The sequence below is a fragment of the Cellulomonas sp. genome (genome assembly GCF_035634735.1).
Lineage (GTDB): Bacteria > Actinomycetota > Actinomycetes > Actinomycetales > Cellulomonadaceae > Cellulomonas.
On the sequence record NZ_DASQCJ010000159.1, the window covers coordinates 1 to 15,639 of the forward strand.

Sequence of the window (15,639 nt, forward strand, 5' to 3'; positions counted from 1 at the left end):
CGACGCCCGAGGACGAGATCGTCTACTGCGAGGACTCCGGCCGGATCCTGGTCCGCGGCGAGGACGCCTACTGATGGCCGCCGACGGGCCGGCGCCGCGGGGGAGCGCGCAGCCGCTGGAGCCGGAGGCCGGGACCCCGGCGCCGCCCGGACCGGTCGAGCGGCCCGCGCGCCGCGGCCGGCCGTCGGGCGCGGGCGTCCGGTTCGACGACGCCCAGCCCGTCACGGTCATCCTCGTCCGGCACGGCGAGACCGAGATGACGGTCTCCCGGGGCTACTCGGGGTCGTCCGAGCCCGGCCCGTCGCTCACCGAGCGCGGCCGCGCGCAGGCCGCCGCCGCGGGCGAGCTCGTCCGCCGGGTCGGCGACGACCTGTGGGGCGACGTCCCGTACCCGACCGAGCTCATCGCCTCGCCGATGGTGCGCACCCAGGAGACCGCCGCGATCATCGGGGCGCGCCTCGGGCTCACCCCGCGCGTGGACGCCGCGTTCCAGGAGGCCGACTTCGGCGCCTGGCAGGGGCTGACCGCCGAGGAGATCGAGCAGCGGTGGCCCGGGCAGCTCGAGCCCTGGCACACCCGCGCCGACCTCCGGCCCGAGGGCGGCGAGTCGATCGCCGACGTGGGGGAGCGGATCGGCGCGGCGCTCGACGGGCTGCTCGCCGCGGGCACCGACCGGACCGTGGTCGTCGTGTCGCACGCCGTGTCGATCCGCGCCGCGCTGGGCCGGACGATGGGCGCGCAGCCGGGGTCGTGGAGCCAGCTGCGGGTGGCACCGGCGTCGGTGAGCATCGTCCGGCTGTTCGCGGACAAGCGCGACGAGGTCGCGGTGGCGGGGGCCCCGAGCGAGGGCTGGCCGGCGCGCGGCTGAGGTCGGACCCGAGCGTCAGACCGGCGGGTCCGTGCGGCCGCGGCGCGGCCAGGGGCGGGCCGCCGGCATCAGCCCGGGGACGCCGCCCAGCGACCAGCGCGCCTGCCGGCCGGGCAGCCCGCGCGCCGCCGACAGCCCCACGAGCACGCCCAGCGCGATCGCGACCATCGTGCCGCCGGTCGTGACCAGGGTGGACACGCCGTTGCCGTCGCCGTCGAGCAGGCTGGTGACGCCGACCAGGCCGAGCGCCCCGGGCACCAGCAGCCAGAACGCGGGCAGGAACGACACCAGCGGCGACGGCCCGGACGGGAACCGCGCGACGGCCAGCGCCACCGGCGTCATCGCCAGCGCCCCGACGAACGCCGACAGCGCCCCGCCGAGCAGCGCGTCGCCCAGCACCTGCGCTCCGTACGCGACGCCGAGCACGAGGATCACCCAGCCGATCGTCCGGGGGCGACCGCAGCGGTAGACCACCGTCCCGGCGCCGAACGCCGCGACGCCGACCCACGGCGCCAGGGGCCCGAGCGGGTTGCCGCCCGTCGCCAGGTCGACCGCCGGGACGCCGACCAGCGCCGCGGCCGCGACGATGCCGCCCGCCAGCATGACGAGCTGCATCGCGCCCGCCGCGATCCGGCCGGCGCCGGACAGCATCTGCCCGGTCGCGAGCTCGATGACGCCCGTGGTGAGCAGCCCGCCGGGCAGGAACAGCACGAGGGGCGCGATCAGCGACGGCAGCACCCCGAGGTCGGGGACGACCCGCGCCGCGAGCAGCACCACCGCCGCGACGACGAACGCCGACGCCACCGTGACCAGCACCTCGACGCCGCTCGGCATCCGCCCGACGACCAGCTGCACCGCGCCCACCGCCAGGCCGAGCCCGGCCGCGACCAGCAGGTCCACCCACGAGCCGCCGAGCAGCGCCGCGAGCCCGACCGACAGCAGCAGGTACCCGCCGAGGCGCGCCAGCATCCCGAACGGCGGCGCCGCCGTGCGGAGCAGGGTGATCCGGGCGGTCACGCCGGCGATGTCCGCGTCCGGCTCGGAGGCGTCGCGGAGCACGTCGGTGAGCTCGTCGACCTGGTGGAGCATCAGGGGCCGGCGACCGGTCGACACGGCCGCGGTCGCGACGCCGTCGCCGTCGGGGACGGACACGAGCAGGGCGGTCGGCAGCACGACGGTCTCGGTGCCGGGGACGCCGTGCACCGCGGCGATCTCGTCGAGGGTGTCGGCGACCGAGGACACGGTGTGGCCCGCGTCGACCATGGCCTCGCCGGCGACGACCATGAGGCGCAGCACCTCGGCCGACGTCGGGGGCGCCGGGAGCTCGGCGGTGTCGTCGCCGGGCTCGTCGGCGCCGGCGACGGCGGGGAGGGCGGCGGTTCCGGGCGCCGCCGCGGCCTCGGCCGCCAGCCGGGCGCGCCGGGCGGAGATCGCGACCACCGCGACCGCCCCGGCCACCACGACCACGAGCGCGGTGAGCAGCTGGGCCCACGGGGTCGACGACGTGGTGACGGCCGGCGGGCGGCTGAACTGCTGGGTGCCCCCGACCCCGGCCTCGGTCGGCGTCGGGGTGGGCGTAGGCGTCGGGGTGCCGGTCGACGACGGTTCGGGGGTCGGCGTCGGGGTGGGCGCCGGCTCGGGCTCGGCCGTCGGCGCCGGGACCGGGACCTGCTGGGTCGGCGTGGGGGTCGGCACCGGCGTCGTCGTCGGGGCGGGCTGCGCCGGGGTCGGCGAGGGGGACGGGGCCGGCACCGCGGCCTCGCCGGCGCCGGCGCCCGTGCCGGCGTCCGCGTCCTGGCCGTCGCCCGTGGTCGTGCCCGGCAGGGCGGACCCGCCGCGCTGCGCGGACGACCCGCTGTCGGAGGACGTCGCGCCCGCCGGCCCGCCCGCCACCGCCACGACGCCGACCAGCGCCAGGACGAGCACCAGCAGCAGCGCCGCGATCCGCGCGGTGCCCGTGCGTCGCATGCTGCTGCCGTCCCCGTCCTGCCGGTGCGTGTCGTCGGGCGGTCGCCCGGACCGGGACCACGCTAGCCGGACCCGTCGACCGGGGCGTGCCGTGGCGGTGGGCGGCGGGTGGGCGGGCGGTGAAGGGCCGGTGCAGGGGGCCGCCGGGGCGGCCACCCGCCGCGGTCAGGCGACGACGAGCGACAGCGTCGCCGGGCGGCCCGCCGGGGCCTCGAGCTCGACCGCGAGCAGCTCCGTGCCCACGAGCTCGCGCGCCGCCCGGGCCAGGTGCTCCGGCGTCGTGGGCGCCGCGCCGCGGCGGGTCACGAGGTGCCGGGTCAGGAGGCCGCGGGTGTGCTTCGCGTGGTGCGAGACCACCGACCGCTTCCCGTCGACCTCGCGGAGCACCCGCACCTGCACCCACGACCCGTGCGCGGCGCGTGGCGGCTTCCACGCGGCGAGGTAGGTGGCGGACCGGCAGTCGACGACGAGCTCGCCGGCCTCGGCCCGGGGGTCGAGCGCGGCGCGCAGGGGCTCCCGCCACGCCGCCGCGAGCGGGCCGACGCCGGGCAGGTCGACGCCCATCGACAGCCGGTACGCCGGGATGCGGTCGTCGGGGGCGACCAGGCCCCACAGGCCGGACACGACGCGCACGCTCTCCGCGGCCCGGCGGCGCTGGGCCGTCGTGAGCCGGTCGAGCCCGGCGGCGCCGTACAGCACGCCGGTGTAGACGGCGCGGGCCTCGGCGGCCGGCGCGTGCCGCAGGTCGACGTTCCGGGCCACCTCGTCGGCGATGCCGGCGCCCACCCCCAGGACCTCGACGGCGTCCGGGCGGGCGCTCGCCGCGACCAGGGCGTCGAGCACGCGCTCCCGGGTCGGCGTCAGGGCCGGGGCGGACAGGGTCGCCAGGTCGAGGGCGGCGCCGCGGACGGGCGCGGTCTTGCCCTCGGACGGGGGGAGCAGGATGAGCACGCGCTGAACTGTAGGCGGCGCGGACCGCTGCGCAGCCGCGGGGCGGGCGTGCGGTGCGCCACGTGGGCGCGCGCGGCGCTCGCCCGGCGGGCACCATGGCGCGCATGACCACCACCGGCGTCGTCGTGAGCGTGACCGTCCTCGGCGTGATCTGGGCCGGGATCATCGGCGGCGTCGTCGCCTGGGGTCGCCGCCGCCCGGACGAGACCCCGGAGCAGGCCCGCGACCGTCGCCAGGAGACCCCGCGGCGCCGCCGCGAGGAGTGGCGCGCCGCCAGCGGGCCGGCCAAGGCGGTGATTCTCGGCGGTCTCGCCCTCTTCCTCGTCGGGGGTGTCGGGGTGCGGGTCGTCGACGAGCCGACGTGGTGGGGGTGGGCGGCCCTGGTGGCCGCGCTGCTCGTGCTGCTCGCGGGGTTCGGCCTCGACGCCGCCCGGCGTCGCCGCCGGTCGTGAGGCGCCGACGCTGATCTCCCGCGCGGGCGGCGCGCGGGGTGCGACCATCGCGGGGTGCTGACGCGGGGGATGGACGGGGCGACGCGGCTCTGGGTGCGGGCGACGGGCCGGCGGGTCGACCTGGCTGCGACGCCGTGGCTCCAGGGACCGGTCGGGGACGTCGACCGGGTCGGGGACGCGTGGCTGGCGGGAGAGGCGGACCGGCTGGGCGCGGCGGTCCGCCCGGCCGGGGACGCGGGCGCGGGTCTGCTCGGCTCGATGGCCGACCTCGACCGCGCCGACTTCGCCGCCGACGCGCTCGCCGCGCCGGTGCGCCGGTTCTACGAGTGCACCTCGGGCTGGCGGCTGGACGCGTGGGTCGGGTGGGCGCCGTGGGCGTGGCCGTTCGGCTGGGCGGTCGCCGCGCTGTTCGCCCGCCGGCTCGACCAGCTCGCGCTGCCGATGCGCTCGCTCGACCTGGCGCGCGGCATGTCGAGCGCGGTGACGCCCCTGGTCCGGGACGGGGCCCAGGTCGGCGCGCTGTGGCTCCGCCGGCTGCGGGCGACCGGCCGGGTCGTGTTCAGCGGTCTGTACGGGGTCGTCCGGCTGCCCGGTGCCGGCGAGCCCGCCGTGCGCGTCACGTTCCCGCTGCCGCGCGGGCGGCTGGTCGTCCTGCTCCGGCCGACGGTCACGGCCGGCGGCGGCCTCGTGCTCACGTCGGGCGCCGGCGGCTGGGGCGACCCGGGCGCCTACCTGGTGGTGGACCGGCCGGGCGGCTGCTGGGCGCGACGCATCCCGGTGCATGAGCGGTTCCACGTCTTCGTCGACGACGAGGGGGTGCTCCGCACCGACCACGACCTGCGGCTCGGCGCGCTGCCCGTGCTGCGGCTGCACTACCGGCTGACCGAGTCGCCGGGCGGGTCGGGGCCCGCCGACCCGGGCGGGCCGCGGGTCCCGGACGTAGTAGGCTGACCGGCGCGGATGAGCTGGCCAGGCGGCCGCGTCGAGCCCTCGGGCTCGCCGAGGAACGTCCGGGCTCCACAGGGCAGGGTGGTGGGTAACGCCCACCCGGGGTGACCCGCGGGACAGTGCCACAGAAAGCAGACCGCCACCGCGCGGCCCTCGGGCCGGACGGTGGTAAGGGTGAAACGGTGGTGTAAGAGACCACCAGCGTGCCGGGTGACCGGCACGGCTCGGTAAACCCCACCCGGAGCAAGGCCAGACAGGGAGCGTTCGAGGGCTGCTCGTCCGAGCTCCCGGGTAGGCCGCTGGAGGCGCACGGCAACGTGCGTCGTAGATGGATGGTCGCCACCCGCGCGGGGGTAACCGCGCGCGGGGACAGAACCCGGCGTACCGGCCAGCTCATCCGCACATGAGCCGCCTGCCGGTCGGTCAGCGGGGCTTCGCCTCGGCGACGGCCTTGATGAACGCCGGCGTCTCGCGGTGGGATCGCTGATCCGCCTTCACGCGCACCTGCGCGGCGCGCTTCTCGGTGGATGTCACCTCGACGACGCGGCGGTCCGCCTCGGCCTCGTCGGTCGCCGTGGTCGCTCTCCTCGATCGCTGCACATCCGCAGCGTGGCGGCACGACCACCACTCAGTGCTCACCACCGGTCCACGCACATCAGTACGCCGCGGGGTACTCAACGCGCGCGCCTGCGTCCTGGCCCGGCGGCGCGTCTCTCTCGTGACGCTACGGTCGGCCGATGGTGCGGCTGTCGAAGGAACCCGGCGCGGGCGCACGCGCATGACGCCGCGCGTGCCCGGGTACCCGTCGATGAAGGCGAGGCGCCTACGGACTCTGCTCGAGCGCGAGCTCGGGTACGTGACCGTCCGATCGACCGGGTCGCACCGCACGATGCGTGCACCGGGCTGGCCGCAGCTGGTCTTCGCGTTCCACGACGGCGACACGGTCGGCGGACACCTCGTCCGCAACGTCCTGGTGAAGCAGGTCGGTCTGTCGGATGATGAGGCTCGGGAGGTGGTTCGCGGTGCCTGAGACGGTGCATCTCATCGTGACGCACGACGAGGACGGCGTCTGGGCGGAATCGCCGCAGCTGCCAGGGTTCGTCATGGCCCGGAACACGGCGACCGAGTTCCTCCGCGACTACCGGGACGTGCTCGCGGAGGTGGGCGTACGCCAGGTGATCGGCCACCATCAGTACCTGGACCAGACGGCCGAGGGAGTCGAGTACGCGGTGCGGTTCCGTGACGGGGTCGGGGCGATCGAGCGGCGTTCCCTCGCGAACGCGATCCGGCGGCTGCTCGCCACGGAGTCGCGGCACGAGTTCCTCGCGGACGCACGAACCGATGCCACCGGCGTCGTCGTCGTGGTCTGCGCCCGCACGATCGACCAGCTCGGCGACCTCTTCGAGGAGATCGACCCGCGCGGTGAGGCGCTCGTCCTGGCCGCGCCGTGGGGCGAGGAGATGGTGTGGACCACCCAGGTCGCGCTGGGCGATCTGGCGGACCACCCGTCATGGGTCTCGCTGGAGCAGTACGGCCTCGGCCACGACAGCACGGTCGGGCAGCTCATGGCCGCGCTCGGGGACCCGTCCGCCGCGAGGAGCCGCGTGCTCCTCGCCGCGTGACGCGGGCGGACGCGCGTGCGCACCGGTCCGAGGACCGGGGCGCACGTCGGCGAGAGGGGTGATCCGCGGGCGGGGATCAGTACCCGCCGAACACCTGGACCCCGTAGTACAGCCCGCCCCGCTCGACCACGCCGATGCCGATCTGGTCGAACGCCGGGTTCACCATGTTGGCCCGGTGCGGCGGGGAGTTCTCCCACTGCGTGGCCAGCGCGACCGGGTCGTAGGAGTTCATCGCGATGTTCTCCCCGGCCGTGCGCCAGCCCGCGGGGATCTGCCGGAAGACGTCCGGGTTGTGCTGGAACTGGCCGGTCGTCGCCATGTGCTCGGCCCACGCCGCCGCGACGGCGTCGATCTGGGCGTTGCGCACGAGCGCCGGCTTGCCCTCGGCGGCGCGCAGGGCGTTCGTGCGGGCGAGGATCGCCTGCTCCGCGGCCTCGACGTCCGCGGCGGCCACCGGGGCGACCACGGCGGTGGGCGTGGTGGTGCCGGCGGAGGCGGGTGCGTCGGCGGCCAGCGCGGGCGCGGTGCTGCCGAGCAGCAGGCCGGCCGCGACGGTGCTGGTGGTCCACAGGCGCTGGGTCATGGATCTCCTCCTGGACTCCTCGTGAGGTGCGTCGATCAGCGGTGCTCCGATCGCCTCGACCGTAGGCACGGTCGGCCGGGGGAGTCGCGCCGACGCCCGGCCGCGGCGGTCCGCGGTCGGACGTCGTCGCAGGTCGCCACGGGCTCCGGTCGGGCCGTGAAAGTCCGTGCACGGCGCCTGACGCAGCGCGGCCTCTGTCCCGATTCGCTCCGTATGCGAGGTTGGCGCACCCCGCCGCGGCGGCTGCGCGACCCGGCTCGTACCCTGGGAGGACCAGACCGGCGAGGGGGCCCGTCATGACGGACGCACGCTTCAGGATGACCCGGCTCGCGGCCGACGAGGCCGCCGACAGCCGCAGCCTCACCGAGCTCGCGGAGCGGCTCACCCACGACCCGAACGCGCACTACGCCGGCGCGGTGCCGGCCGAGGTCGGGGCGGTCGCGCAGGGCGTCGTGTCGTGGGGCGCCCGCCCGGGGTCGCCGCGCGAGCACCACGCCGCGGTCAGGGTCGAGCGCCTGTCCTGACGCCCGGCGCCGGGCCGGGGTCGTTGCCCGCACGTCCGGCCGGGGCCGCGTCGACCCGCGCCGTGCCCGCGTCCAGGTCGACGGGCGGGGCGCCGTCGCCCGCGTCCTGGCGGTCGTGCCGCCGCCGCTCCAGCTCGTCGGTGGTGTGGGTGCGGCTGGGCTGGAAGACGTCGATCAGCTCGCCGACCAGGCCGCCGCCGGCCGACCCGCCACCCGCACGGTCGCGGCGCGGGCGGCGGCGCCGCCGGTCGAGCAGGCCGCGCGCGACGAGGCGGTCGACCAGGACGAGCAGCGCGACGACCGCGACACCCGCGACGACGGCGACGACCCACCCGGCGATCTCCACGGCACCGAGTCTGCCGCGCCACCCGGCCCGCGCGCCCGCCCGGCGGCGGCCTACGCGCAGGCGCGCCGCCGCACGTCCGCCGCGGGCAGCCAGACCGCGCCGGTCATGACCCGCAGGTCGACGATCCGCACCCGCACGAGCGTGGCCGTCCACTCGACGGCGACGGTGTCCAGCGGCTCGGCGCCGGACTCCCACCGGAGGGTCACGGTGACCGGGATCGGGCGCTCGACGTCGTGGTGCACGCCGGGCGGGACCGGCCGCGCGTTCAGCAGCGGGACGGCGGCGCGCAGCCGGGACAGCCCGCCCGGGACGGTCTGCGCGAGGTTCACCACGGCAGTGTGCGCCGTCGCCCTCGCCGACGCGCGGGCGCCCGTGGGTGATGTCACCCACGGCGGGGGCGCGGGGTGAGAATGGCCGGCGTGCAGCCCGCCGTGACCGTCCGCCCGATGACCGCCGCGCACGCCGAGGGGGTGCTGGCGGTGTTCGCGGAGGGGATCGCGACCGGCCACGCGACGTTCGAGAGCGCGGCGCCGACCTGGGCGGCGTTCGACGCCTCGCACCTGCCGGAGCACCGGTTCGTGGCGCTCGAGACGGTCCCCGCCGCACCCGGAGGCCCCGCGCCCGGCGGCCCCGCGCCCGCCGACGACGCCGTGCTCGGCTGGGTCGCCGCCTCGCCGGTGTCCCGCCGCGCGGTGTACGCCGGCGTGGTCGAGGCGTCGCTCTACGTCGGCGCCGCCGCCCGCGGACGCGGGGTCGGTCGCGCGCTCATGGCCGCGCTGCTCGCGTCGGCCGAGGCGGGCGGCGTGTGGACGGTGCAGTCGACGGTGTTCCCGGAGAACGCCGGCAGCCTCGCGCTGCACGCGGCGGCGGGGTTCCGGGTGGTCGGCCGGCGGGAGCGGATCGCCCGCATGACGCACGGCCCGCTGGCCGGCGAGTGGCGCGACGTCGTGCTGCTCGAGCGCCGTCTCTGACACGCGACGGCACCCGGAGCCAGGGACCAAGGTCCTGGTCAATCGCCCGGTGACGCCCCAGGCTGGGTCCGGGGGCTGGGGACGACGGCCCTCGCAGGACCCAGGGGGCGCGGATGACACGACGACGCCTGCCGCGGATCGCCGCGCTCAGCGGCCCGGAGGCGGCGCTGGCGGAGCACGTCGACGTGCACTCGCCGGTGCCGGCCGGGACGGACGCCCTGACCTGGACGCTCACGCTGCTCGACGGCGCCGGCGTCCCGCTCGCCGAGAGCCGGACCACCTCGCCGGACTTCCCGCTGCCGCTCGCCGACATCGCGCAGGTGCACCTGGACGTGGTCGGGCTGGCGCAGGCGGGGGAGTGGGAGCCGGTCGCGACGACCGGGGGCGGGGCCCGGTTCCGCGCCGCCGTCCGCGCCACGCCGCCGCCCAACTAGCGCCGCCCCCCCCGGACAGCACGGCGCCCCGCCCCGGGTGCCCGGGACGGGGCGCGCGATCCGGCGTGGAGGCTCAGTGCTTGAACGCGTCCTTGACCTTCTCGCCGGCGCCCTTGATGTCCGCCTTCGACTGGTCGGCGCGGCCCTCGGCCTCGAGGCGCTCGTCGTCCGAGGCGCGCCCGGTGGCCTCCTTGACCTTGCCGGCGGTCTTCTCAGCGGCGTTGGCGATCTTGTCGTCGAGTCCCATACGTCCTCCTTCTTCGGACCGGTACGTCGTGCTCACGACGCTAAGCCCGCGGGCGCGCCGCCGCATCCGGAGCGACCCGACCGGGTGATCGCGAACGCCCAGGTCAGGCCGACGGGACCCCGGCGGGGCCCGCCTCCTCGGCCGCGAGCAGGGCCGCGAGCTCCGACGGCGTGGACCGGAGCAGGCAGAACTCGTTGCCCTCCGGGTCGGCGAGCACGTGCCAGGTGGCGTCCGGCCCCTGCCCGATGTCGACCTGCACCGCGCCCAGCGCGAGCAGCCGCTCCAGCTCGGTGGCCTGGTCGGAGCCGTCCGGCGGCCGCACGTCGACGTGCAGCCGGTTCTTCACCCGCTTGGCGTCGGGCACGCGGAGGAACAGCCAGGGCGTGGCGGTGACGCCGGGCGGCGGCTCCAGGTCCACCTCGTCCTCGTCCTCCTCGACGACGCGCCAGCCGAGGACGTCGGCCCACCACCGGGCGAGCGACGAGGGGTCGTGCGAGTCGACGCACAGCTGCGCCACGGCGAGTCCCATGGCCAGACGGTAGGTCGCCGCGGGCCGGCGCACCAGACCCCGGCGGCGACGGACCGGGCCCGGCGGCGCCGCGCAGCGCGCCGGGCCCCGGCCGTCAGTCGCCCTTGACCCCCGCGACCGGGGTGCCCGCCCGCGCGGCCAGGGCCGCGGCGCCGACGATGCCGGCGGCGTTCCGCAGCTGCGCGGGGACGATCGGCGCGCGCAGGTGCAGCAGCGGGAGGAACTTCTCGTGGTGCTTGGACACGCCGCCGCCGACGACGATGAGGTCCGGCCAGAACAGGTCCTCGATGACGCCGAAGTACCGCTGCAGGCGCTCGGCCCACTGCGGGAAGTCGAGGTCGTCCCGCTCGCGCGCGGAGTCGGCCGCGCGGCTCTCGGCGTCGAACCCGTCGATCTCCAGGTGCCCGAGCTCGAGGTTCGGCACCAGGACGCCGTCGGCGACGATCGCGGTGCCGATGCCGGTGCCGAGGGTGCAGATGAACGTGACGCCGGAGGTCGACCGCGCCGCGCCGTACAGGGTCTCGGCGTAGCCGGCGGCGTCGGCGTCGTTGACCGCGAGGACCGGCCGGCCGAGCGCGTCGCCGAGGACGTGCTCGATGTTGGTGCCGATCCAGGAGCCGTCGACGTTCGCGGCGGACCGCGCGACGCCGTGCTGCACGACCGCGGGGAACGTCACGCCGATGGCGGCGTCCTCCGGGAGGTCGAACCGCTTGACCAGCTCGACGACCGTCTCCGCGACCGCGGACGGGGTGGCCGGCTGGGGGGTGGGGATGCGGACGCGGTCGGCGGAGAACTCGCCCGTGGCGAGGTCGACCGGCGCGCCCTTGATGCCGGACCCGCCGATGTCGATGCCGAACGCCGTCTGTGCGTTCTTGCCGTGGTGGTTGCTCATGGGAGTGTGAGGATCTCCGCTCCGGTGTCGGTGACCAGCAGGGTGTGCTCGAACTGCGCGCTGCGGCGCAGGTCCGCGGTGACCACGGTCCACCCGTCGTCCCACGTCGTCCAGTCGGCGGTGCCCAGGTTGAGCATCGGCTCGATCGTGAACACCATCCCGGGCTCGATGACCCGGTCGTACAGCGGGGCCGCGTCGTAGTGCGGGATGACCAGCCCGGTGTGGAACGCCTCGCCGACGCCGTGGCCGGTGTAGTCGCGCACCACGCCGTAGCCGAACCGCGCGGCGTACTTCTCGATCACGCGGCCGATGACGTTGACCTCGCGGCCGGGGCGGACGGCCTTGATGGCGCGGGCCAGGGCCTCCTCGGTGCGCTCGACCAGCAGCCGCGACTCCTCGTCGACGTCGCCGACCAGGAAGGTCGCGTTGTTGTCGCCGTGCACGCCGTCGACGTACGCGGTGATGTCGAGGTTCACCAGGTCGCCGTCCTCGAGGACGGTGGAGTCGGGGATGCCGTGGCAGATGACCTCGTTGACCGACGTGCACACCGACTTCGGGAAGCCCCGGTAGCCGAGCGTCGACGGGTACGCGTGGTGGTCGAGCAGGAACTCGTGGCCGATGCGGTCGAGCTCGTCGGTGGTGACCCCGGGGGCCACGTGCCGGCCGACCTCCTGCAGCGCCTGCGCCGCGATCCGCGCGGAGACCCGGATGCGCTCGACGACCTCGGGGGCGACGACGTCGCTGCCGGTGTACGGCGCCGGCGCGGGCCGGTCGACGTACTCGGGGCGGGGGATCGAGGCGGGGACCGGTCGCCGCGGGCTCACGGTGCCCGGGACGAGCGCCGGCCTCGGCGCGTGCACGGACGTCATGCCTGGCAGTCTACGAAGAAGCGGTCGTGCCGGGTGAGCCGGACGGCCCAGGACGAGGAGGACGGACCCGTGGCCGACGAGTTCTACTACAACACCGAGACCGGGCAGGTCGAGCAGGGCAAGCAGTCGACGTGGTCGCACCTGATGGGCCCGTACCCGACCCGCGAGGCGGCGCAGCACGCGCTGGAGAAGGCCCGCTCCCGCACCCAGGCCTGGGACGAGGAGGACCGCCGGGACCGCTGAGGCCTAGCCGTCGCGGCCCGGCCCGCGGCGGTCAGCCCGCCGGCGCCTCGCCGCGCAGGCGGGCGGCCACCTCGGCGACGACCTCGGGCGAGCCGACGATCTCGAAGTGCATCTCGTCGCGCCGGCCGGTGAAGTCGCCGCCCCAGGCGACCGCCGGCGACACCTCGGCGACGATCGCGCGGATCGCCGCGACCTGGTCGTCGCTGAACGTGTCCTCCGCGCCGAGCGGGTGCTCGGTCGCGTTCAGGTCGATCGAGGTGCCGGAGGCGTGGTTCGACAGCCCGTCGCCGGCCTCGTCCTCCTCGCCGCGCACCGTGCGGTAGCCCCAGCCCCACGAGCTCGCGGGGTCGACCGGCTCGACCTCGGCGTCGAACCGGGCCGCGACGTGCTCCAGCACGAACCGGACGTCGCCGCCGCGCAGCCGGCCGGTCACCCAGGGCGAGACCTCGAGCAGCGGGTCCGCCCCGTCGTCGAACGCCGGCCAGCAGTTCTGGGAGGTCGTCGCGTCGGGGACGCACGAGGCGTCGACGACGGCCACCGGCACCGGGTCCGGCTCGGCGGCGGGCGCCGGTCCGCCCAGCAGCCGCACGACGGCGACCACCAGCGAGACGACCAGCGCCAGCACGAGCGCCGCGCCGACGCCGAGGACGACCACGCCGCGCCGGGTCAGGCGCAGCCGGGGCGGCCGGGCCGGCGGGCGCGGCCCGCGGGGGGCGGGCGACCGCGGGGCGGGCGACCCCGACGGGGACGTGGAGCGCGCCGCGGCCGGCTGCTGGACGGCGGAGTCGCGGCGCATGCGACGAGCGTAGGGGGCGCGGGGGCCCGCCGGGCGCAGCACGCGCGACGCGGTGCGCCGGGCCGGCGGCGCGGGGTGGTCAGCGGCGTGCGAGGTGCGCGACCACCGGGCGGTGGTCGCTCGTGCCGACCCGGTCCAGCACGCCGAACGCGGTCACCCGCCAGGTCCGGCCGTCGACGAGCACGTGGTCGATCGGCGCGGCGAGCACGCGGGGCACGTCCGCGGGCCAGGTGCCCAGGCCGGCCGCGCCGACCGCGGCGGCCGCGTCGACGCACGGGCCCAGGGCGTCCAGGCCGGGGTGGTCGAGGGTGGCGTTGAGGTCGCCCGCGACGACCACCCCCGGCGTGGTCCGGCACACGTCCGCGACGCCCGCCGCGTGCGCGCGCCAGTCCGGCATCGACGACTCCGCGGAGGGCGCACGCGTGTGCGCGGCGACCACGACGTCGGGCGCGGGCGCGGGCGTCCGCCCCGACCCGGCGTCCACCGGGGCCGCGGTGGACCCGGCGGGCGCGTCGCCGGCGCGCACCGCGGCGAAGGTGCCGAGCTCGGTCGCAGGGAGACCCGCGGACGACGGGGAGTACGCGCCCAGGCCGTCCCGGACCAGGAGCGCGACGCCTTCGACGCGGGTGCTCTCGGAGTCGGCGGCGAGGGCGGTGGTCGGGCGGCCGGCGTCGGTCAGCGCGCGGGCCACGGCGCGGGCGGTCGAGCCGGACGTCTCGGCCAGGACGACCAGGTCGGCGTCCTGCTGCTGGACCAGGGCGGTGAGGTCGTCCGCGTCGACGACGCCGAAGGTGTTGAACGACAGCACGACGAGCTCGTCGTCGGCTGCCGGGCCCGGGACCGAGCCGTCGACGCCGCGACCGACGACGACCGCCGCCTGCGCGGCGGCGCCCAGCACCAGGACGGCGGCCAGGGCCGCGGGCAGCCGGCCGGGCGGGCGCAGCCCCGCGCGCACGGCGACGCGGCGCCAGCCGGCCACGGCGCCCACCAGCAGCAGGGCGCCGCCGACCAGCAGCGACGCGACGAGCCCGCGCAGCGCGACGAGCTGGGCGACCGGCGTGCGGTCCGCCAGCCCGAGGCGGTCGGGGGCGAGCAGCACGACGACGGCGGCCGCCGCGAGCAGCAGGACCCCGGCGCCGAGCGCACCCCGGATCCGGGAGCGCGGCCGGCGGCCGGGGTCCCCCGTCCCGCTCAGCTCAGGAACGAGTGCTCGGCGTCGGGCCACTGCCCGCCGCGCACCTCGGCGGCGTAGGCGCGGGCCGCCTCGCCCAGCAGCTGCCCGACCGGGGCGAACGCCTTGGCGAACCGCGGCGACCACTCGCCCATGCCGGCCATGTCGGTCCAGACCAGCACCTGGCCGTCGCACTCCGCGCCGGCGCCGATGCCGATCGTCGGGATGTGCAGGATCTCGGTGACCCGCGCGGCGACGGGCGCCGGCACCATCTCCAGGACGACCGCGACCGCGCCCGCCTCCTGCACCGCGAGGGCGTCCTCGGCGAGCCGCTCGGCGGCCTCGTCGCCGCGGCCCTGCACCCGGTGCCCGCCGAGGGTGTTCTCGGACTGCGGGGTGAAGCCGAGGTGCCCGACGACCGGGATGCCGGCGTCGGTGAGCGCCCGGATCTGCGGGGCCACCCGCACGCCGCCCTCGAACTTCACGGCGTGCGCGCCGGCCTCCTTGAGGTACCGCGCGGCCGTGGCGAGCGCCTGCGCCGGGCCGGCCTCGTAGGACCCGAACGGCAGGTCCGCGACGACGAGCGCGCGGCGCGCGGCGCGCACGACGGCGCGGGTCGGCGGGATCATCTCGTCCACCGTCACCGGGATCGGCGACGCGTGGCCGAGCATGGTGTTGCCGATCGAGTCGCCGACGAGCAGCAGGTCGATGCCCGCGTCGTCGAAGATGCGCGCCGTGGCGAAGTCGTAGGCGGTGAGCATCGTCAGGCGCTCGCCGCGGGCCTTGGCCTCGGACAGGTGGTGCACGCGCACCCGGCGCGCGCCCGGGGCGGCGGCGGGGGAGGCGGGGGTGGCCGGGGTGGCTGCCGGGGTCGGCTGCTCGGACATCAGTGCTGCTCCACGGTGTCGTCGGTCGAGCCGGTCGCGCGCGCGGTGGCCTCCGCCGAGGCGGCGGTGTCCACCGGCTCGCGCCAGCGCGTGGTGATCGGCAGCCTACGGTCCCGGCCGAACGCCAGGGCCGTCACCTTGGGCCCGAGCGGGTACTGCCGGCGCTTCCACTCGGCGCGGTCGACCAGCGACAGCACCTTGTCGACGATCTCCGGGTCGAACCCGCGGGCCAGCAGCTCGGCGCGGCCCTCGGCGTGCTCGACGTAGGCGTCCAGCACCTGGTCGAGCAGGTCGTACGGCGGCAGCGAGTCCTGGTCGGTCTGCCCCGGGCGGAGCTC

The 15,639-nt window shown here is 77.1% G+C and carries 22 protein-coding genes, 1 other RNA gene and 1 pseudogene; 10 read left to right on the top strand and 14 right to left on the bottom strand.

Annotated elements, in window-relative coordinates:
• Nucleotides 1–73: 73 nt before the first annotated feature.
• Complete coding sequence (locus tag VER05_RS13485; RefSeq protein ID WP_324845855.1) at nucleotides 74–868, top strand: histidine phosphatase family protein; 795 nt, start codon at nucleotides 74–76, stop codon at nucleotides 866–868.
• Nucleotides 869–883: 15 nt separating this feature from the next.
• On the opposite strand, the gene VER05_RS13490 is transcribed toward VER05_RS13485, so the two are convergent.
• The gene (locus tag VER05_RS13490; protein ID WP_324845856.1) at nucleotides 884–2,836 is read right to left on the bottom strand and encodes a threonine/serine ThrE exporter family protein; all 1,953 of its coding nucleotides are present in this window, start codon (nucleotides 2,834–2,836) and stop codon (nucleotides 884–886) included.
• A gap of 165 nt (nucleotides 2,837–3,001) precedes the next feature.
• Nucleotides 3,002–3,787 (bottom strand): peroxide stress protein YaaA, encoded by a 786-nt coding sequence (locus tag VER05_RS13495; RefSeq protein ID WP_324845857.1) that lies wholly within the window; start codon nucleotides 3,785–3,787, stop codon nucleotides 3,002–3,004.
• A gap of 104 nt (nucleotides 3,788–3,891) precedes the next feature.
• Between VER05_RS13495 and VER05_RS13500 the strand changes: the two genes are divergently transcribed.
• The 3 genes from VER05_RS13500 (at nucleotide 3,892) to rnpB (ending at nucleotide 5,587) form a co-directional block, all read left to right on the top strand.
• On the top strand, nucleotides 3,892–4,239 hold the full coding sequence (locus tag VER05_RS13500) for a hypothetical protein (RefSeq protein WP_324845858.1): 348 nt from the start codon (nucleotides 3,892–3,894) through the stop codon (nucleotides 4,237–4,239).
• A 54-nt stretch (nucleotides 4,240–4,293) separates the two neighbouring features.
• A complete protein-coding gene (locus tag VER05_RS13505) occupies nucleotides 4,294–5,190 on the top strand; it encodes a hypothetical protein (RefSeq protein WP_324845859.1) in 897 nt (298 codons plus the stop codon).
• A 10-nt stretch (nucleotides 5,191–5,200) separates the two neighbouring features.
• Nucleotides 5,201–5,587: RNase P RNA component class A (rnpB, locus tag VER05_RS13510), an RNA gene on the top strand.
• A 23-nt stretch (nucleotides 5,588–5,610) separates the two neighbouring features.
• Here the strand turns inward: rnpB and VER05_RS13515 are convergent.
• The gene (locus VER05_RS13515) at nucleotides 5,611–5,826 is read right to left on the bottom strand and encodes a hypothetical protein (RefSeq protein ID WP_324845860.1); all 216 of its coding nucleotides are present in this window, start codon (nucleotides 5,824–5,826) and stop codon (nucleotides 5,611–5,613) included.
• A gap of 169 nt (nucleotides 5,827–5,995) precedes the next feature.
• Between VER05_RS13515 and VER05_RS13520 the strand changes: the two genes are divergently transcribed.
• Nucleotides 5,996–6,217 (top strand): type II toxin-antitoxin system HicA family toxin, encoded by a 222-nt coding sequence (locus VER05_RS13520; protein WP_324845874.1) that lies wholly within the window; start codon nucleotides 5,996–5,998, stop codon nucleotides 6,215–6,217.
• The gene (locus tag VER05_RS13525; protein ID WP_324845861.1) at nucleotides 6,210–6,809 is read left to right on the top strand and encodes a hypothetical protein; all 600 of its coding nucleotides are present in this window, start codon (nucleotides 6,210–6,212) and stop codon (nucleotides 6,807–6,809) included. The genes VER05_RS13520 and VER05_RS13525 overlap by 8 nt, the downstream gene beginning before the upstream one ends.
• Before the next feature lie 76 nt (nucleotides 6,810–6,885).
• Here the strand turns inward: VER05_RS13525 and VER05_RS13530 are convergent, their stop codons facing one another.
• Entirely contained in the window at nucleotides 6,886–7,392 is a 507-nt protein-coding gene (locus VER05_RS13530) for a CAP domain-containing protein (RefSeq protein ID WP_324845862.1), read from the bottom strand.
• A 296-nt stretch (nucleotides 7,393–7,688) separates the two neighbouring features.
• Between VER05_RS13530 and VER05_RS13535 the strand changes: the two genes are divergently transcribed.
• Nucleotides 7,689–7,916, top strand: coding sequence for a hypothetical protein (locus VER05_RS13535; protein WP_324845863.1), 228 nt, complete (start codon nucleotides 7,689–7,691; stop codon nucleotides 7,914–7,916).
• Here VER05_RS13535 and VER05_RS13540 read toward each other — a convergent pair.
• Nucleotides 7,894–8,262, bottom strand: a complete 369-nt coding sequence (locus VER05_RS13540; RefSeq protein WP_324845864.1) for a DUF6191 domain-containing protein — start codon at nucleotides 8,260–8,262, stop codon at nucleotides 7,894–7,896. The two genes, VER05_RS13535 and VER05_RS13540, sit on opposite strands and share 23 nt — an antisense overlap.
• A 50-nt stretch (nucleotides 8,263–8,312) precedes the next feature.
• Nucleotides 8,313–8,591 carry a hypothetical protein gene (locus VER05_RS13545; RefSeq protein WP_324845865.1) on the bottom strand — a complete coding sequence of 93 codons (279 nt, stop codon included), beginning with the start codon at nucleotides 8,589–8,591 and terminating at the stop codon, nucleotides 8,313–8,315.
• Between the two features lie 81 nt (nucleotides 8,592–8,672).
• Here VER05_RS13545 and VER05_RS13550 point away from each other — a divergent pair, with 81 nt between their 5' ends.
• Nucleotides 8,673–9,233: a GNAT family N-acetyltransferase gene (locus VER05_RS13550; protein ID WP_324845866.1), complete on the top strand. Its 561-nt coding sequence runs from the start codon at nucleotides 8,673–8,675 to the stop codon at nucleotides 9,231–9,233.
• Between the two features lie 113 nt (nucleotides 9,234–9,346).
• Nucleotides 9,347–9,667 carry a hypothetical protein gene (locus VER05_RS13555; RefSeq protein ID WP_324845867.1) on the top strand — a complete coding sequence of 107 codons (321 nt, stop codon included), beginning with the start codon at nucleotides 9,347–9,349 and terminating at the stop codon, nucleotides 9,665–9,667.
• Between the two features lie 73 nt (nucleotides 9,668–9,740).
• Here the strand turns inward: VER05_RS13555 and VER05_RS13560 are convergent, their stop codons facing one another.
• From VER05_RS13560 to map, 4 genes are all read right to left on the bottom strand, one after another.
• Nucleotides 9,741–9,914, bottom strand: a complete 174-nt coding sequence (locus VER05_RS13560) for a CsbD family protein (protein WP_166940890.1) — start codon at nucleotides 9,912–9,914, stop codon at nucleotides 9,741–9,743.
• A gap of 103 nt (nucleotides 9,915–10,017) precedes the next feature.
• Nucleotides 10,018–10,443, bottom strand: a complete 426-nt coding sequence (locus VER05_RS13565; RefSeq protein ID WP_324845868.1) for a VOC family protein — start codon at nucleotides 10,441–10,443, stop codon at nucleotides 10,018–10,020.
• Between the two features lie 94 nt (nucleotides 10,444–10,537).
• Entirely contained in the window at nucleotides 10,538–11,335 is a 798-nt protein-coding gene (ppgK, locus tag VER05_RS13570) for a polyphosphate--glucose phosphotransferase (protein WP_324845869.1), read from the bottom strand.
• Nucleotides 11,332–12,204: a type I methionyl aminopeptidase gene (map, locus tag VER05_RS13575; RefSeq protein ID WP_414647627.1), complete on the bottom strand. Its 873-nt coding sequence runs from the start codon at nucleotides 12,202–12,204 to the stop codon at nucleotides 11,332–11,334. Before map ends, ppgK begins: the two co-directional genes overlap by 4 nt.
• A 69-nt stretch (nucleotides 12,205–12,273) precedes the next feature.
• Here map and VER05_RS13580 point away from each other — a divergent pair, with 69 nt between their 5' ends.
• The gene (locus VER05_RS13580; protein WP_324845870.1) at nucleotides 12,274–12,447 is read left to right on the top strand and encodes an SPOR domain-containing protein; all 174 of its coding nucleotides are present in this window, start codon (nucleotides 12,274–12,276) and stop codon (nucleotides 12,445–12,447) included.
• A gap of 31 nt (nucleotides 12,448–12,478) precedes the next feature.
• Here the strand turns inward: VER05_RS13580 and VER05_RS13585 are convergent, their stop codons facing one another.
• From VER05_RS13585 to VER05_RS13600, 4 genes and pseudogenes are all read right to left on the bottom strand, one after another.
• Complete coding sequence (locus VER05_RS13585) at nucleotides 12,479–13,243, bottom strand: M15 family metallopeptidase (protein WP_324845871.1); 765 nt, start codon at nucleotides 13,241–13,243, stop codon at nucleotides 12,479–12,481.
• A 79-nt stretch (nucleotides 13,244–13,322) separates the two neighbouring features.
• Nucleotides 13,323–14,468: an endonuclease/exonuclease/phosphatase family protein gene (locus VER05_RS13590; protein ID WP_324845872.1), complete on the bottom strand. Its 1,146-nt coding sequence runs from the start codon at nucleotides 14,466–14,468 to the stop codon at nucleotides 13,323–13,325.
• Nucleotides 14,435–15,301, bottom strand: coding sequence for a 3-methyl-2-oxobutanoate hydroxymethyltransferase (gene panB / locus VER05_RS13595; RefSeq protein ID WP_324845873.1), 867 nt, complete (start codon nucleotides 15,299–15,301; stop codon nucleotides 14,435–14,437). Before panB ends, VER05_RS13590 begins: the two co-directional genes overlap by 34 nt.
• A pseudogene (locus tag VER05_RS13600) lies at nucleotides 15,301–15,639 on the bottom strand (hypothetical protein); the annotation flags it as partial. The pseudogene VER05_RS13600 and the gene panB, both read right to left, overlap by 1 nt.

Excerpts from the sequence above, each read along its gene's own strand:
- VER05_RS13485 (WP_324845855.1), top strand. The coding sequence starts at position 74 with ATGGCCGCCGACGGGCCGGCGCCGCGGGGGAGCGCGCAGCCGCTGGAG.
- VER05_RS13490 (WP_324845856.1), bottom strand. The coding sequence starts at position 2,836 with ATGCGACGCACGGGCACCGCGCGGATCGCGGCGCTGCTGCTGGTGCTC.
- VER05_RS13500 (WP_324845858.1), top strand. The coding sequence starts at position 3,892 with ATGACCACCACCGGCGTCGTCGTGAGCGTGACCGTCCTCGGCGTGATC.
- VER05_RS13520 (WP_324845874.1), top strand. The coding sequence starts at position 5,996 with ATGAAGGCGAGGCGCCTACGGACTCTGCTCGAGCGCGAGCTCGGGTAC.
- VER05_RS13530 (WP_324845862.1), bottom strand. The coding sequence starts at position 7,392 with ATGACCCAGCGCCTGTGGACCACCAGCACCGTCGCGGCCGGCCTGCTG.
- VER05_RS13535 (WP_324845863.1), top strand. The coding sequence starts at position 7,689 with ATGACGGACGCACGCTTCAGGATGACCCGGCTCGCGGCCGACGAGGCC.
- VER05_RS13550 (WP_324845866.1), top strand. The coding sequence starts at position 8,673 with ATGGCCGGCGTGCAGCCCGCCGTGACCGTCCGCCCGATGACCGCCGCG.
- VER05_RS13555 (WP_324845867.1), top strand. The coding sequence starts at position 9,347 with ATGACACGACGACGCCTGCCGCGGATCGCCGCGCTCAGCGGCCCGGAG.
- VER05_RS13560 (WP_166940890.1), bottom strand. The coding sequence starts at position 9,914 with ATGGGACTCGACGACAAGATCGCCAACGCCGCTGAGAAGACCGCCGGC.
- VER05_RS13565 (WP_324845868.1), bottom strand. The coding sequence starts at position 10,443 with ATGGGACTCGCCGTGGCGCAGCTGTGCGTCGACTCGCACGACCCCTCG.
- ppgK (WP_324845869.1), bottom strand. The coding sequence starts at position 11,335 with ATGAGCAACCACCACGGCAAGAACGCACAGACGGCGTTCGGCATCGAC.
- map (WP_414647627.1), bottom strand. The coding sequence starts at position 12,204 with ATGACGTCCGTGCACGCGCCGAGGCCGGCGCTCGTCCCGGGCACCGTG.
- VER05_RS13585 (WP_324845871.1), bottom strand. The coding sequence starts at position 13,243 with ATGCGCCGCGACTCCGCCGTCCAGCAGCCGGCCGCGGCGCGCTCCACG.
- panB (WP_324845873.1), bottom strand. The coding sequence starts at position 15,301 with ATGTCCGAGCAGCCGACCCCGGCAGCCACCCCGGCCACCCCCGCCTCC.